The organism is Methylocapsa sp. D3K7 (genome assembly GCF_029855125.1).
Taxonomy (GTDB): domain Bacteria; phylum Pseudomonadota; class Alphaproteobacteria; order Rhizobiales; family Beijerinckiaceae; genus Methylocapsa.
In genome coordinates this window covers 3,713,656-3,728,106 of sequence record NZ_CP123229.1, presented here as the reverse complement: position 1 = coordinate 3,728,106, position 14,451 = coordinate 3,713,656, and the positions used below count along the sequence as shown (strand labels likewise).

Sequence of the window (14,451 nt, the reverse complement as noted above, 5' to 3'; positions counted from 1 at the left end):
AAACTTGGGCACATGGGCGTTGGAATCTCGACCTCGACTTCGAGCGTCGAGACCACCTCGCCGCGCTCCATCTTGATCTTGATGCCTTCTTGCTCGACTGGGAAATGCTTGGCGATCACCGCCATGATTTCTTCCTGAAGAATGGCGATCAGATCGGACTTGCCGGACACCGCGCGTTCATGCGCGAGGAGAAGTTGAAGCCGCTCCCGCGCGACCGGCGCCGTGGTGTTCGGACGCCTGAAAAAATTAATCAGTCTCATGCCGCCCTCCGTCCGAAGATTTTGCCAAACAGGCTCTTCCTGTCGCTCGGAACGATCACGTCAAGGGCCTCGCCATTCAGCCGCCGCGCCGCTTCGAAATAGGCCCGCGCCGCCGCGCTTGCGGGATTGTTGAGGGTGATCGGCGATCCGAGGTTGGAGGCGCGCAGCACTTCACTGCTCTCCGGGATAATGCCGAGAAGCGGGATGGAAAGGATTTCGAGAACGTCCGCGACGTTCAACATTTCGCCACGGCCAGCCCGCACCGCATCGAAACGGGTGAGCAGGAGATGCTTTTCAACACGTTCGCCTTTCTCTGCCCTTTCCGTCTTGGAATCGAGAAGACCGATGATGCGATCGGAATCGCGAACAGAGGAGACTTCAGGGTTGGTGACGACGATCGCGACATCGGCATGGCGCATGGCAAGGGTGGCACCCCGTTCGATCCCGGCCGGACTGTCGCAGATCACCCAATCGAATTTTTCCTTCAATTCGCCGATAACTTTTGAAACACCTTCGTCGGTCAAAGCGTCCTTATCGCGCGTCTGCGAGGCGGGAAGCAGCGAAAGAGTGGGCAGGCGTTTGTCGCGGATCAGGGCTTGTGCGAGCTTGGCGTCGCCCTGCACAACATTGATCAGATCGTAAACCACGCGCCGCTCGGCGCCCATGACAAGGTCGAGGTTGCGCAGCCCGACATCGAAATCGATGAGCACGACATTTTTGCCGCTCGACGCGAGCGCGGCGCCCAGAGCCGCGGTGGACGTCGTCTTGCCGACGCCGCCTTTACCAGATGTAACGACCAGAACCTTGGCCATGTTCCACACTCCCAATTTGACTCAGTCCTGAGCCATCACCATTGAATCACCATCGAGCCAGACCTGGATCGGCTGGCCGCGCAGGTGCGCGGGCATGTCCTCGGCGACCATGTAAAGGCCGTCGATCGACAGCAGCTCGGCTTCAAGTTTGCGGCAGAAAATCCGGGCGCGGGAATCGCGGGAGCCGGCGATGGCTCTCCCCCGCAGCGTTCCATAAATATGGATCGAGCCCCCGGCGATCACCTCGGCGCCCGAAGCCACCGATCCGACGACAATCACATCACCCTCTGGATGCACAATGCACTGGCCGGAGCGGACCGGGTTGTCGAGCAGCAGGGAATTTGGGTGCCGCGCCTGGGGAACGGCACCGGCAGCCAAATCCGCGGTACTTGCGCCAGCTTCCTCTGAAACTGGCTCTGGTGCGGATTCGGAAGCCGTGCTGGACAAAGGAGCGGGAGCAGGCGTCTCCACGACGGCGGGAGGATGATCGCCGGGGCTGCTGTTGGCCTGCCGCCCGCTCAAGAGCAGCGGTGGCATCGCAAAGTCGAGCCAGGAAGGCTCGGCCCCCTCGATGCCCATCACTTTGATATTGCGTTCGGCGAGATTTTGCAGAAGTTCCGCGACGCCTTGCTTGCCGGGCTGCAGAACCGCGAGATCAAGCACGACGGGCCGCCCGAAGAAAAACCCCGGCGAACGGGCAAGCCACGCATCAAGATCGCTGAGCCAATTTGCCAAGGGCGGCTCGGGTGCCAGCACCATCGCATGATAGCTGCGGCCATGAAATCTTATGGAATGACGGGAACTGGCAACGGTTGTCACGTGTGCGCCTCTAAATCGCTTTTAACGATTTACGCAACGTATGGTTAACACCTGGTTAAGGTTACGGCGGCCTGTCTCAATTTGTGCCGCATGAGTGAGGCCGCCGGTGGCGCGTCCGGCGGCCTCGTCACTCGTCAGAAGGGAGCCGCCAACACCACGCGTTTGGCCAGCCCGATCTCAAGCGGCATTGCTTGCCTCGGCTGGATCTTCACGAATGATCACCGTTTTGACGACCGGAAAAATCTGATCGCCGGGCATGCCGACGCGTCGGGCGTGCTCACGGATCGATTCGGGATCTTTTGCCTCGTAGATGCAAAATGTCCCGATCCTTCCGTCGGACTCCTTCACAACATAGCTGCGGATCCAACGCACGCGATCGGGCATCTCCTCATTACCGACCTTGGCCGATTTGGCGCCAGCGGCTTCGAGTTCGTTCAAATTTCCCCATGCGCTCGGACGGCGAATGACATAGAGGTCCATGACTTATCTCCTTTTGGATTGGGGACGGGCTGCGAGGGCAGCGTGCCTTCGCATCAACTTCTTTTGGTGATGATCACTTCGAGATATTCGCTCGGCAAGACCAGCGTGCCATCCCGGGCGACGTTAAACGCGTCGAGGAGAGCGTGGATATCGGCCTCAAGCGCCTTGCGTGCCTCCGGATCGATCGCCGCGAACGCCTTGACGATTGGGCCGTAGTAATCGCGGAAAATCTCGAGCCAATGATTGGGGGATTTGTAGCGGAAGACAAAGGCCTTGCTCTGCGCCGCGACTGTCCCCTGCGACCCGAACAAGATATTGAGATGAGCCTTGTCACCCCATAGCGCCGGCGACGTCACGCCGGGTGCTGGCGGAATATATTTGCCGATGGTCTTAAAGAGTTTGCCGATAAAACTCTCCGGCGTCCAATTGGCGAGGCCAATCTTGCCGCCCCTTCGGCAGACGCGGATAAGTTCGTTGGCGGCCTGCTGCTGATTTGGCGCGAACATGACGCCGAAGGTCGAAAGGACCACATCGAAGCTGGAATCGGCAAAGGGAAGAGCTTCCGCATCGGCCTCCTGAAACGTCGCAGCGAGCCGGTCAGCTTTCGCACGTTCGCGCCCGCGATCGAGAAGCGCGCCGACATAGTCCGTCGACACGACATCGGCGAACCGGCGGGCGGCGGCGAGCGTTGCATTGCCGTTGCCGGCAGCAACATCGAGAACATGCTGGTTGCTGCGAAGATCGACGGCCTCGCAGAGGGTTTCGCCGACAATCTGCAACGTGACGCCAATGATGGCATAGTCGCCGGAGCCCCACGCAGTCTGCTGGCGGCTCTTGACCGTGGCGAGATCAATGGTGGCGGGGGCGGTTGCTTGAACATTCATCGTGCGTTTCCTTCCTTTTCAAACAGGGAGACGGCGAGGTTGCCGGGATACGCCGCATATGGCCGAGACCCATGCGAAAACGCCTCCGTGGCGCCGTCATCGCGCTGTTACAAAGTGGCCTCTTCCTAGGCCAAATGGGCCTGAAGGCGAATGATCAAACGTCCGCAATGCTTGACATCACGTCCGGGATTGGGGAGGCATCGGTGTGGCCGAATGGCCAAAGGTCCAGTTCAGAGAAGCCGATGGGTGCCGATGCGCTGTCCGAAGTGCTGAAAACGGTCCGGCTCACCGGGGCGGCCTTCTTTGACGTCGCGGCCAAGGCGCCATGGGTCGCCGAGTCTCCAGCGCGCGAGATGATCCTGCCGAAGATTCTGCCAGGTGCCGAGCATCTCATCGCCTATCATGTCGTCACCGAGGGCCGCTGCTTTGCCAATATCATCGGCGAAGCCCCGATCACGGTCGAAGCCGGCGAAGTCATCGTCTTCACCAAATGCGATCCGCATGTTCTGGCGAGCAGTCCCGGTATGCGCGCCGATCCTGCGGGACCGAACGCAATCGATGCCATCGCAGGCAGTCAATTGCCGTTCTTTGTCAACTATGGCGGCGATGGGCCCTACTCGGCAAAGCTCGTTTGCGGCTATCTCGCCTGCGATGCCCGGCCGTTCAATCCCCTGCTCGATCATCTGCCGCCGGTCATCAAGTCTGGAGGTTCACGCGGCGGGGATGCACCCTGGCTTGGTCAGTTCATGCGTTTCGCTGTGATGGAATCTGCCGACAAGCGCGCCGGCGGCGAAAGTGTCCTCGCCCGGTTGAGCGAACTGATGTTCATCGAGGTGATTCGCCGGCATCTTGAGGCCTTGCCGCCCGAACGAGCCGGGTGGCTGGCGGGCCTGCGCGACCCCTTCGTCGGCAAAGCGTTGTCGCTCATGCATGCTGACCCGGCGCGCGGCTGGACGATCGATGAACTGGCCAAGGACGTGGGGCAATCTCGCTCGGTTCTTGCGGAACGGTTCGCCAGTCTCATCGGCTCGCCGCCGATGCACTATCTCGCCCATTGGCGGATGCAGATGGCGGCAGGGCTTTTAAGCGGAGGCGCCAACATCGCAACGGTTGCCGCTGAAATCGGCTACGGATCCGAGGCCTCGTTTAGCCGCGCTTTCAAGAAAATGGTGGGGGTGCCGCCGTCCACCTGGAATCGACGCCGCCAATCACATGGCCAGCCCTTTGATCAGCGCCCAGCCCCGCCGTTTGCCTTGACCGCCAAACGGGCCAAGAGGTCCGGGGTGGCGAAACCGTCGGCATGAACCTCCCCGGAGTTGATCTGGAAATTATGGATCGCGTCGCGCGATGCCTGACCGAAACGGCCGTCGATTTGCCCATGATAAAGTCCGAGTTTTTCAAGCGCGCGTTGAATCTCCGCCTTCTGTGTCCGGCTGAGAAACACCTCGCCTTCCGGCCAATGCCCGCGGAGGCTAGGATTGCCGCTGATCCGATCGGCAAGCAGGGCCAGCGAAAGCGCATAGGAATCCGAATTGTTATAGGCCTTGAGAATCCAATAATTCGCGGAGAGCAGAAAAGCCGGACCCGCCGCGCCGGACGGCAGGAACAACGTCGCTTCGCCTTGCGGAAAGGCCTCTCCGCTGGCGCTCTTCGCGCCCTCGCCCGCGAAGGCGCCAAAACTTTGATGCAACGACGCAAACTCGAAATTTTTGGGCAGAATGACTTCCATCCCCCAGGGCAAACCCGGCTGCCAGCCAGATTGACACAAAAAATTTGCGATCGAGCCGAGGCTGTCGAGCGGATTGGTCCAAATATCAGGCGGCCCTTCTCCCTGATAGCGCACCGCATATTTCAGATAGGCCGAGGGGAGGAACTGCGGACCGCCCATGGCCCCTGCCCAGGAGCCTTTCAACGCCGCGCGGGCAATGCCATGCTTGTCGAGCATGACCAGCGCGCCAATCAATTCGTCGCGAAAGACCGGCCGGTCCTGGCGAAAATATGCCAAGGTTGCGAGCGACCTGATGACGTCTTTGTCGCCCTTGGCCTTTCCATAGTCGGTCTCGATGCCATAGGCCGCGAGGACAATCGCAGCGGGTACGCCATAACGGTGATCGATCATTGCAAGTTCGGCGCCCCATTTGTGGAGCGCGTCCCGGCCGCCCGCGATGCGGCGGGCCGAGACCGCTTCGCCAAGATAGGTCTTGAGCGGCTTGTCGAATTCCGCCTGCGGGGGTGACGCGGCGGTTAAGGCGGGATCAGCAATGAGTCCGGCAATCGCTGCGTCAAAGGTGGTGCGCGAAATTCCCTTTTGTTGGGCAAGCGGCCAAAGGCTTTGCAAAAACGCTTGAAAGCTTGCGGAAGACGTCGCCTGGACGGGGACTGCTACTTGCTCGAGCGCGGAAACCATCGACACCGGCCAGCAGATCGCTGCTACGACGATATAAATAAGCTGTCCAATACGCATCTGCTTGATGAGCCCATGGCAACGGTGGAAAGAACGCAAGACTGTGCGTCAGGGAGCGGCTTTTTTGCGGCAAAGCTTCCTTATTGACCTTTCGTGCCGATTAGCGCCCTGCCCTTTCGCAAAATGAGAAGGATTGCATAAAGTTGGCTGATTTGAACGATAGGCGCTAGGATTCGGTGATTCCGAGGGGTGGCCGAAAGAATGGCCGGAGGGGTAATGGCTAGCCGCGGGCATCGGCGAGGATTTAAAGTTGCGCGGCGTCCGCGAGAGCGTACCCGCACATGGCCCCTGCTCTGGGCCGGATTTGGATCGCTCCCGTGCTTCATCACGCCGGCGCTGGCACAGGCCGGCACTCCGCAAGGCACTTCGGTCGCGGCGCAAACGGCGCTGGTTGTCGGGCTGACAATTTTCTCCGGGCTCGTCGCGGCGCTGCACCTGTCCCAGCGACGGCGCTGGATGAACGAAGTGGCTTCGCAACATCGTGAGCTTATGGCCTTGCGCTGCAAGCTTGACCGTTACGAAATTTTGCTTGGCGCCGAACATCAAGTCATCGCCGCTTGGGCTGACCAGGAAGAAGAGCCGGAAATCGAAGGCGATCTCGAACTTGCCGGGGATCGGGCGAGCGCCCAGCGCTTGCTGGCGTTCGGCAGCTGGCTCCCCGCTGAGCAAGCGCAAACCGTCGAAAAATCCTTGGCCCGCTTGCGTGCTGCGGGTCAATCGTTCCACTTGACGGACACGAGCTTGGACGGCCGGCACCTTGAAATCGAGGGGCGGCCGATCGCGGGGGTCGCCGTTCTGCGAATCCGGGACATATCCGGCACCCGCCGCGAAACCGCCCGCCTTCAAGACCTACAGGCGCAGACGCTCGGGCCCCTGGAGGCGCTGCGGACGCTCCTCGACGCAACGCCCTACCCCGCATGGCTCCGCGACGGCGACGGCAAATTGAGTTGGGTCAACGCGGCCTATGCCCGCGCGGTCGAAGCCAAGGACCAGGAAACTGCGGTCTCACGCGGCATCGAGCTCATTGAAAGCCCAGCACGGGAAGCCATCGCCGCCTCGCGGGTAGCTGGGGCCGTCTGGCGCGGACGCGCGTCCGCCGTCGTTGCTGGTGAGCGTCGAATGCTTGAAATTGTCGATACCCTGGCAGGATCCGGTTCAGCGGGAATCGCCGCCGATGTATCAGAAATCGAATCACTCCAGGGCGCGCTCGAGCGACAAGCACATGCGCATGCGCGCACGCTTGACCAGCTTTCGACGGCAGTCGCCATTTTCGATGGCTCAAAGCAATTGGTTTTTCACAATGCGGCCTATCGCCAGCTTTGGGCTCTCGACCAAGCGTGGCTCGATCAGAAACCAAGTGATTCGGAAATTCTGGACCGCCTGCGGGCAGCTCGCCTTTTGCCCGAGCAGGCGGATTTCCGTGCCTGGAAAGAAGACCTGCTTGCTGCTTATCAATCGCTCGACACCGAAGAGCAGGTCTGGTTTTTGCCTGATGGACGGACCTTGCGGGCCGTCATGAGCCCCAACCCGCAAGGCGGCCTCACCTATCTTTTCGACGACGCGACAGAGCGCTATCGCCTGGTTTCCGAATACAACGCCTCGATCCGCGTGCAGAGCGAAACGCTCGATACGTTGAAGGAAGGCGTTGCAGTGTTTGGCAGCGACGGGCGTCTGAAATTGTGCAATCCGGCCTTCGCACAGATGTGGGCCTTGGAGACCAGCGATCTCGGCGACCGGCCCCATATCGATAGGGTGGCTTTGCTTTGCGGGCCGCTGTTTTCCAACGAAGCAGACTGGCTGGCACTCCGCACCGCCATCGCAGGGTTGCCGGACCAAAGGCTCGGTTTCGAACGCCGGCTGGTCCGCCGCGATGGGTCGGTGCTCGATTGCGCCGCGGCGCCGCTGCCGGACGGTGCGACTCTGCTCACCTTCATCGATACAACTGCCAGCGTGAGCGTCGAACGCGCCTTGACGGAACGCAATCAAGCGCTGAGCGATCGCAACCAAGCATTGAGCGATGCGGAAAAGCTGCGCAACGACTTCGTCCATCATGTCTCTTACGAGCTGCGGTCGCCGCTGACCAATATCATCGGCTTTGTCCAGCTTCTCGACGATCCGGCGATCGGCCCGCTTAACGCCAAGCAGCGTGAATACGCGGGCTACGTCATGCAATCCTCATCCGCGCTGCTTGCGATTATCAACGACATTCTCGATCTCGCATCGATCGACGCGGATGCAATGGAATTGTCGCTCGAGGACGTCGATATCGCACAAACCATGCGGGCGGCCGCGGAAGGCGTCCAGGACCGGCTCCGCGAATCATCGCTGACCTTACGGGTTTCAGCAATGGAAGGAATGGGGTCCTTCGTCGCCGATGGCAAGCGCGTCCGGCAGATCCTCTTCAACCTTCTCTCGAACGCGATTGGCTTTTCGTCGCCAGGCCATACCATCGATCTTGCGGCGGCGCGGCAGGGGAATGAAATCCTGTTCACCGTTAAAGATGAGGGAAGCGGCATCCCGCAAGGAACTCTTGAGCATGTTTTCGACCGCTTCAAAACCTACACGGCCGGGTCCCGTCATCGCGGCGTCGGCCTTGGACTTTCCATCGTGCGCTCCTTTGTCGAGCTGCATGGCGGCCGTGTTGAAATCGATTCTTCGGCGGGAAAAGGCACCCGCGCGACTTGCATCTTTCCCTCTCAAGGTGTGAAGCTAACGGCACGCGAAGCGCCACAAGGAATGGAAACCGCATGACCGCCGGAACGACACGGGCATCCGATTCCGAAACGATCTGGCGGCGCGATCTCGAAGACGAGGGCGCGATCCTTGGACTTGCCGCCGATGTCGCCGCGCTTGCCGGCCCCGGCGATCTCGTGACCTTGTCGGGAGGCCTTGGCGCTGGAAAGACAGCCTTCGCACGCGCGCTCATCCGGATGCTGACCGGAGAGGACGACATCGAGGTGCCGAGCCCGGCCTTCACCTTGATGCAAATCTACGAAGGCTTGAACTTCCCCATCGTTCATGCTGATTTTTACCGGATCGAGACGCCGCGCGAACTTACCGAACTGGGTTTTGAAGAGGCTTGCGATGGCGCCCTTGTGCTTGTCGAATGGCCCGAACGCGCGGGTGGCTTTCTCGATCCCAGCCGGCTCGATATCGAGTTGCAGCTCGATCAAGCCAAGGGCCTGGGCTTCCGCGCCGTCACCCTGACCGGAACCGGATCTTTCGCGGCTCGGCTGGCGCGCGCCAAGGCGGTGCACGAGCTTCTCGAACACAGCGGCTGGAGCGGCGCCGAGCGTATTTTCATGCAGGGCGACGCGTCGGCGAGAAGCTATGAGCGGTTGGTCAAGGCGGGGGGCGAAACCGCGATTTTGATGATTTCCCCGCCCCGCCCGGATGGGCCGCCTGTTCGCTATGGCAAATCCTATAGCGCAATCGCCAAACTCGCCGAGGATATCAGGCCGTTTATCGCGGTCGGCAAGGGCTTGCGCGCGCAGGGTCTGTCGGCGCCCGAAATCCTTGCCTTTGATCTCGATGCTGGGCTGGCCGTCATCGAGGATCTCGGCGGTGACCCGGTAACCTCAGAAACCGGTGTCATCGAGGAACGCTATGCTGTCGCGCTCGCCGCGCTCGCGCATCTGCACGGTGCCAGTCTTTCCGATACCTTGCCTGTCACCGATGATGAGACGTACCGGATTCCAGTTTATGATGTCGATGCACTTTCCATCGAAGCCGAACTGCTGCTTGATTGGTATCTGCCCTCTATTGCCTGCGTGCAAGTCGCCTCCGGTGCAAAGGCGACTTTCGTCAATCTTTGGCGTCACTCGGTTCAGAATATTCTCGCCGCGCGGCCGACTTGGACCCTGCGTGATTATCATTCACCAAATCTCATCTGGCTTGCCGGGCGCGAGGGCATCGCCCGCATGGGAATTATCGATTTTCAGGACTGTGTTCTAGGCCATCCTGCTTATGACGTCGTCTCGCTTTTGCAGGACGCCCGTGTCGATGTCCCACAGGACATGGAATTGCGGCTGCTTTCATACTATGCCCGGCTGCGGCGCGAGGCCGATGCGAGTTTTGACACGGCGGGTTTTGCCCGCGCCTATGCGATCTTGGGGGCGCAGCGAGCGACGAAAATCCTTGGCATTTTTGCGCGTCTCGACGAGCGCGATCAGAAACCCCAATATCTTGTGCATCTGCCGCGCGTCGAAAGATATCTGGCTAAAAATCTAGGGCACCCCGCTTTGGCGGAACTGAAATTCTGGTATGAAGAGTATCTGCAGCCCATCTTTAGCGCCGCGCCTTAATCATGCAGCTGCGGAAAGCCGCCGCAACAATTGGCAACGAGTGCCTGGATGTCCCCTTTTTTGCCCGCCAAAGCCATGGTTTTCGCCGCGGGATTAGGGACGCGGATGCGGCCCTTGACCGACCGCCTGCCAAAACCATTGGTCGCTGTCGCGGGCAAGCCGCTGATCGACCACACGCTCGATAGGTTCGCCGCGGCCGGCGTCGATATGGCGATCGTCAACGTGCATTATCTGGCCGGCCAGATCGAAGCACATCTTGCGGCCCGTAAAACTCCGAAGATCCTGATTTCGGATGAGCGCGAAAAGCTTCTCGATCAGGGCGGCGGCATCGCCAAGGTCCTGCCCTTGCTTGGGCCAGAGCCATTTTTTCTGTCCAACACCGATGCCTTCTGGGTCGAAGGGCCGGCCGACAATCTTCAAAACCTTGCCGCGGCGTGGGATTCGGAGAAAATGGATATCTTGCTGCTCGTCGCCGCCGCCGCCGCGAGTGTTGGGGTTGATTCGCCAGGTGACTTTAACATGGCGCCCGACGGCCGCTTGACGCGGCGGCCGGAACGCGAAGCAGCACCTTTCGTGTATACTGGCGTCGCCATCGTCAAGCCCGGGCTTTTCGAGGCCGAGACCCGGGATATTTTTCCGCTCGCCCCATTTTTCTTCGAGGCGGCCAAGACCGGACGCCTGTTCGGCCGAAGACTGGAGGGGCTCTGGTTTCACGTGGGCACACCGCAAGCGATCGAGGAAGCCGAGAAAAAACTTGCGCGCGGCGGGATTTGAACGAAACAGGTTTCCGGCGGGCGGCGCGGCCGCGAAATGCTTTAATGATCAGGTCGGAATTTGTTGAAACCGGCAAGGCGGGTTATACTTTTCGGGCCCTTGCTTATACGTCTTGATAAAAAATGATTACGAATATAGGTTATTCTTGATCGATACGGCCTTCTGTTTATAGGCTGCTTTCATTTTTTGCGACCCTTCCCGCTTGAGTGCTATGGCGCAATCGCGGCATAAGGGCGTGTCCGGGACGGAGTTCGAACGAATTCTGGCCATCCGGCCTACTGATGAAGCGGAGGCCATGTCCGTCGCCCTACAATCAAGTGATACGCCCGCCGAGGCGGCTTCGCGGCTCCTGATCCGTCTTGGCTTGGCTACTCTGTTCATCGTCATGCCATGCACCGGGGTCTTTTGGCGCGGTGCGATGTATGTCCTGCTTCCGGTCGGCGGCGCCTTGATCTTGATTGGCGCAATCCTCGACGGGCCCCGGCATGGCGGCCGGAGGCTGCGTTCCGTGCTGATTTCCCCGGCGGGCGGGGCGGCGCTGTTTCTAACGTTCTGGGCCTGTCTCTCCTTGCTCTGGACTCCGTTCCCCGAGGAAGCGGCGGGCCGGTTTTTGAAATCCTCGATCACCACGTTCCTCGCGGTGCTGGTCGCGGTCTATCTCCCGCGGAAGACCAAACCCCTCGACCTTTACCTGCTGCCCGCTGGCCTTGCCATGGCAAGCGCGGCAACACTCGTGCTCGCCTTGTTTGGCTCGGTCTGGTTTTTGGATGGATTCGAGTTCGACGAGACATTGTTCGAACGTTCGATGATCACCTCGATCGTCCTCGTTTGGCCGGCGCTTGGAGTCTTGTCCTTTCGCGAACATTGGATCAGCGCGGCGATTCTTGCCGTTCTCGCTGCCGCCGTGGCACTTGCTGGATTTGCTCAGATTGCGCTTCTGGCGACGGGTGCTGCCGCCTTCACTTTCGCCGTGGCCATGTCCGGCCCCGTTCGGACTGGGCGGATTCTCGCGTGGCTCTTTGGGCCGCTGATTCTTTTGGCGCCCCTTCTCCCCTTGCTCTACCGCTGGATCCTTCACCTGACCGGGATCGAGGCGGGCTCCGGCTCGGCGCCGATGCTCATCTGGAACGATCTTATCGTCTCGCAATGGCCGCGCCTCATCACGGGGCATGGCTTCGATTTCGTGCATCAAGGGTTGACTTACGGCTACTTGCCGGAACGCGCGCCGAGGAGCCTTTTATTCGTGGTCTGGTATGACCTTGGCCTTGCCGGCGCCGCTGGCCTGACAGCACTCGTCATGCTGGTTTTCCGGAGCGCCGGGGGCATCGCGGCGAAGGCGGCTCCGGCGCTGCTCGCCGGTCTCGTCGCGATCTTGACGATCGCTTTCCTCGGCATCGCAACAGCGCAAATCTGGTGGGTGACCTTGCTCAATTGCGACGCTATTGCCTTTGCCCTCTTGCTGAAGGGAATCGAGAAAGCGCACCGGCTGGACGCCCAGGCGATTCGTTCGATCGAGCCGGACACCCCGGGTCCGAGTCAAGACAGGGGCACAATTTCCAAAGCCGCCGCCTCGATGCCCTAACAAAAATCGCGAATTCGTGATCACCGGACGGCAATCCAGAGGCAACACCTTGTCCGGAGATGGAGCAGCGTGACCCGTATGCAATGGTAGCAGGCACTTTTCATAAGAATCGTGAAAGAAGTCTTGCGGCGGGAGGCCAAGCGGACTTAACATTGCGGGATGATCGAGACAGTCATCACCATCCGGAATGCGCGAGAAGGCGATGCCGAGGGCATCGCCGGAGTGCATGACGCCGCATGGCGGGATGCCTATCGCGGCCTCATTCCTGGCCGTGAGCTTGAACAAATGATCGCCCGCCGGGGGCCTCGCTGGTGGCACTCCGCCATCGTCCGGGGGTCGCGTCTTTTGGTCCTTGATTTCGACGAAACGATCGGCGGTTATGCAAGCTATGGCCGCAACCGCGTGCCATCCCTGCATTTTGGCGGCGAGATTTTCGAACTCTATATCGCGCCTGAGTTTCAAGGGCTTGGATTTGGTACTCGTCTCTTTGATGTCGCCCGCAAGGATCTCGCCGGACACGGCTACGCGTCGTTTCTCGTTTGGGCCTTGGCTGACAATGAGCGGGCCGTGCAATTCTACACGAAGCTCGGCGGCAAAAACATACGCCAGGCAAGCGAGCGATTCGGATCGGAAATCCGCGCCCGGGTGGCGTTTGCGTTCGACTAATTCCGCCGGCCGCGCTCCCCTCATGATGCCTCGCATTTTTCGCCTGAAAACTTGCATAGAAGATTCGCGGCGACTTGTTCGTCATTTGGAAGAGGCATTCGCACCGTAATCTCCGCAGTACAGTGGAGATCGGTTTCACGATCCATTGCCCTGCCGCCCTCTGGCACTCAAAGTGCGATCATGGAACTATTTGGATAGAAGTTTTGGAGAACGATTTATGCTTCTTGACGCAATTCCCGTAGGTATCAATCCTCCGCATGACATCAATGTTCTTATTGAAGTTCCGATTGGCGGCGAGCCGATCAAATATGAATTAAATAAAGAAGCAGGCGTCCTGTTCGTTGACCGTTTTCTCTATACCTCGATGCGATACCCCGGCAATTACGGATTTATCCCGCATACTTTGTCCGGCGACGGCGACCCTTGCGATGTGATCGTCGCCAATACGCGGGCGATTGTCCCCGGTGCGATGTTAAGCTGTAAGCCAGTCGGCGTGCTTTTCATGTGCGATGAAGCGGGCATGGACGAAAAAATCGTCGCTGTCCCTTCCGCAAGGCTTACCAAGCGTTACGAGAACGTCCACAATTACACCGATCTGCCAGAGATTACCTTGCATCAATTCGAGCATTTCTTTGCTCACTACAAGGATCTCGAACCGGGCAAATGGGTCAAGATCGAGCGTTGGGGCGATGCCGAGGAAGCGCGGCGCATCATCACTGAATCGATCGAGCGGGAAAATTCGACGCGGCCCGCTTGATCTTGAAGCAGTTGCGCTTGATGTCTTTACCGCTTGCGTGTGAGTCGGAAGACGCCTTGTTCGCCGAACAAGTTCCAAATCCAAGGCTCGCTGTAACGTAGCGGCTTGCCCGTGTGGTCGAGCGCTACGCCACGCTCGATCCGCGCATCGATCTCCTGCACAAGCGCGATGAAATCCTCGATCGTGCAAAAATGGATGTTGGGCGTGTCATACCAGGAACATGAAAGGTTGCGAGTGAGCGGCATGCGGCCGCCGAACGCCACTTGCCAGCGAATCCGCCAATGGCCGAAATTCGGAAAGGATACGATCCCGTGGCGGCCGATCCGCAGCATCTGTTCGAGCACTTTGCGCGGCTGGCGTGTCGCCTGCAAGGTTTGCGAAAGAATGACGTAGTCGAAGGCATTGTCAGGATAGCCTGCAAGATCGGTGTCGGCATCCCCCTGGATGACCGACAGCCCCTTGGCGACACAATCATTGACGCCGCGCTGGGAAAGCTCGATGCCGCGCGCATCCACTTGTTTTTCTTCGGCGAGCAGCCGCAACAACGTGCCATCGCCGCATCCGACATCGAGTACGCGGCTTTTTGGCTCGACCATATCAGCGACGATCAGCAGATCGACACGCGCCGGAATTGCGTCGATGGGCTTGA

Annotated in this window: 13 protein-coding genes and 1 pseudogene; 7 read left to right on the top strand and 7 right to left on the bottom strand. The window is 59.8% G+C overall.

What is annotated here, in order from left to right:
- Positions 1 to 23 precede the first annotated feature (23 nt).
- The 5 genes and pseudogenes from minE to QEV83_RS17455 form a co-directional block, all read right to left on the bottom strand.
- Positions 24 to 260, bottom strand: a pseudogene (gene minE / locus QEV83_RS17475) (cell division topological specificity factor MinE); the annotation flags it as partial.
- Positions 257 to 1,072 (bottom strand): septum site-determining protein MinD, encoded by an 816-nt coding sequence (gene minD, locus QEV83_RS17470; RefSeq protein ID WP_280128934.1) that lies wholly within the window; start codon positions 1,070 to 1,072, stop codon positions 257 to 259. The pseudogene minE and the gene minD, both read right to left, overlap by 4 nt.
- A 21-nt stretch (positions 1,073 to 1,093) precedes the next feature.
- Positions 1,094 to 1,831, bottom strand: coding sequence for a septum site-determining protein MinC (gene minC / locus QEV83_RS17465; RefSeq protein WP_280131124.1), 738 nt, complete (start codon positions 1,829 to 1,831; stop codon positions 1,094 to 1,096).
- Positions 1,832 to 2,068: 237 nt separating this feature from the next.
- Complete coding sequence (locus QEV83_RS17460) at positions 2,069 to 2,371, bottom strand: DUF4242 domain-containing protein (protein ID WP_280128933.1); 303 nt, start codon at positions 2,369 to 2,371, stop codon at positions 2,069 to 2,071.
- Between the two features lie 53 nt (positions 2,372 to 2,424).
- Positions 2,425 to 3,255 carry a class I SAM-dependent methyltransferase gene (locus QEV83_RS17455; RefSeq protein ID WP_280128932.1) on the bottom strand — a complete coding sequence of 277 codons (831 nt, stop codon included), beginning with the start codon at positions 3,253 to 3,255 and terminating at the stop codon, positions 2,425 to 2,427.
- Between the two features lie 71 nt (positions 3,256 to 3,326).
- On the opposite strand from QEV83_RS17455, the gene QEV83_RS17450 reads away from it, so the two are divergent.
- The gene (locus QEV83_RS17450; protein WP_280128931.1) at positions 3,327 to 4,559 is read left to right on the top strand and encodes an AraC family transcriptional regulator; all 1,233 of its coding nucleotides are present in this window, start codon (positions 3,327 to 3,329) and stop codon (positions 4,557 to 4,559) included.
- Here QEV83_RS17450 and QEV83_RS17445 read toward each other — a convergent pair.
- Positions 4,484 to 5,719: a lytic murein transglycosylase gene (locus QEV83_RS17445; RefSeq protein WP_280128930.1), complete on the bottom strand. Its 1,236-nt coding sequence runs from the start codon at positions 5,717 to 5,719 to the stop codon at positions 4,484 to 4,486. The two genes, QEV83_RS17450 and QEV83_RS17445, sit on opposite strands and share 76 nt — an antisense overlap.
- 216 nt (positions 5,720 to 5,935) lie before the next feature.
- Between QEV83_RS17445 and QEV83_RS17440 the strand changes: the two genes are divergently transcribed.
- The 6 genes from QEV83_RS17440 to ppa all read left to right on the top strand — a co-directional run bounded on the left by QEV83_RS17440 (position 5,936) and on the right by ppa (position 13,802).
- Entirely contained in the window at positions 5,936 to 8,470 is a 2,535-nt protein-coding gene (locus QEV83_RS17440) for a PAS domain-containing sensor histidine kinase (protein ID WP_280128929.1), read from the top strand.
- On the top strand, positions 8,467 to 10,023 hold the full coding sequence (gene tsaE, locus QEV83_RS17435; protein WP_280128928.1) for a tRNA (adenosine(37)-N6)-threonylcarbamoyltransferase complex ATPase subunit type 1 TsaE: 1,557 nt from the start codon (positions 8,467 to 8,469) through the stop codon (positions 10,021 to 10,023). The genes QEV83_RS17440 and tsaE overlap by 4 nt, the downstream gene beginning before the upstream one ends.
- 48 nt (positions 10,024 to 10,071) lie before the next feature.
- Positions 10,072 to 10,797, top strand: a complete 726-nt coding sequence (locus QEV83_RS17430; RefSeq protein WP_280128927.1) for a nucleotidyltransferase family protein — start codon at positions 10,072 to 10,074, stop codon at positions 10,795 to 10,797.
- Between the two features lie 295 nt (positions 10,798 to 11,092).
- The gene (locus tag QEV83_RS17425) at positions 11,093 to 12,379 is read left to right on the top strand and encodes a hypothetical protein (RefSeq protein WP_280128926.1); all 1,287 of its coding nucleotides are present in this window, start codon (positions 11,093 to 11,095) and stop codon (positions 12,377 to 12,379) included.
- A 159-nt stretch (positions 12,380 to 12,538) separates the two neighbouring features.
- Positions 12,539 to 13,045, top strand: a complete 507-nt coding sequence (locus QEV83_RS17420) for a GNAT family N-acetyltransferase (RefSeq protein ID WP_280128925.1) — start codon at positions 12,539 to 12,541, stop codon at positions 13,043 to 13,045.
- Positions 13,046 to 13,262: 217 nt separating this feature from the next.
- On the top strand, positions 13,263 to 13,802 hold the full coding sequence (gene ppa / locus QEV83_RS17415) for an inorganic diphosphatase (protein WP_280128924.1): 540 nt from the start codon (positions 13,263 to 13,265) through the stop codon (positions 13,800 to 13,802).
- A gap of 26 nt (positions 13,803 to 13,828) precedes the next feature.
- Here ppa and metW read toward each other — a convergent pair whose 3' ends face one another.
- Entirely contained in the window at positions 13,829 to 14,398 is a 570-nt protein-coding gene (gene metW, locus QEV83_RS17410; protein ID WP_280131123.1) for a methionine biosynthesis protein MetW, read from the bottom strand.
- Positions 14,399 to 14,451 lie beyond the last annotated feature (53 nt).

Excerpts from the sequence above, each read along its gene's own strand:
- metW (WP_280131123.1), bottom strand. The coding sequence starts at position 14,398 with ATGGTCGAGCCAAAAAGCCGCGTACTCGATGTCGGATGCGGCGATGGC.
- tsaE (WP_280128928.1), top strand. The coding sequence starts at position 8,467 with ATGACCGCCGGAACGACACGGGCATCCGATTCCGAAACGATCTGGCGG.
- QEV83_RS17450 (WP_280128931.1), top strand. The coding sequence starts at position 3,327 with ATGCGAAAACGCCTCCGTGGCGCCGTCATCGCGCTGTTACAAAGTGGC.
- QEV83_RS17460 (WP_280128933.1), bottom strand. The coding sequence starts at position 2,371 with ATGGACCTCTATGTCATTCGCCGTCCGAGCGCATGGGGAAATTTGAAC.
- ppa (WP_280128924.1), top strand. The coding sequence starts at position 13,263 with ATGCTTCTTGACGCAATTCCCGTAGGTATCAATCCTCCGCATGACATC.
- QEV83_RS17440 (WP_280128929.1), top strand. The coding sequence starts at position 5,936 with ATGGCTAGCCGCGGGCATCGGCGAGGATTTAAAGTTGCGCGGCGTCCG.
- QEV83_RS17430 (WP_280128927.1), top strand. The coding sequence starts at position 10,072 with ATGTCCCCTTTTTTGCCCGCCAAAGCCATGGTTTTCGCCGCGGGATTA.
- QEV83_RS17455 (WP_280128932.1), bottom strand. The coding sequence starts at position 3,255 with ATGAATGTTCAAGCAACCGCCCCCGCCACCATTGATCTCGCCACGGTC.
- minD (WP_280128934.1), bottom strand. The coding sequence starts at position 1,072 with ATGGCCAAGGTTCTGGTCGTTACATCTGGTAAAGGCGGCGTCGGCAAG.
- QEV83_RS17420 (WP_280128925.1), top strand. The coding sequence starts at position 12,539 with ATGATCGAGACAGTCATCACCATCCGGAATGCGCGAGAAGGCGATGCC.
- QEV83_RS17445 (WP_280128930.1), bottom strand. The coding sequence starts at position 5,719 with ATGCGTATTGGACAGCTTATTTATATCGTCGTAGCAGCGATCTGCTGG.
- minC (WP_280131124.1), bottom strand. The coding sequence starts at position 1,831 with ATGGTGCTGGCACCCGAGCCGCCCTTGGCAAATTGGCTCAGCGATCTT.
- QEV83_RS17425 (WP_280128926.1), top strand. The coding sequence starts at position 11,093 with ATGTCCGTCGCCCTACAATCAAGTGATACGCCCGCCGAGGCGGCTTCG.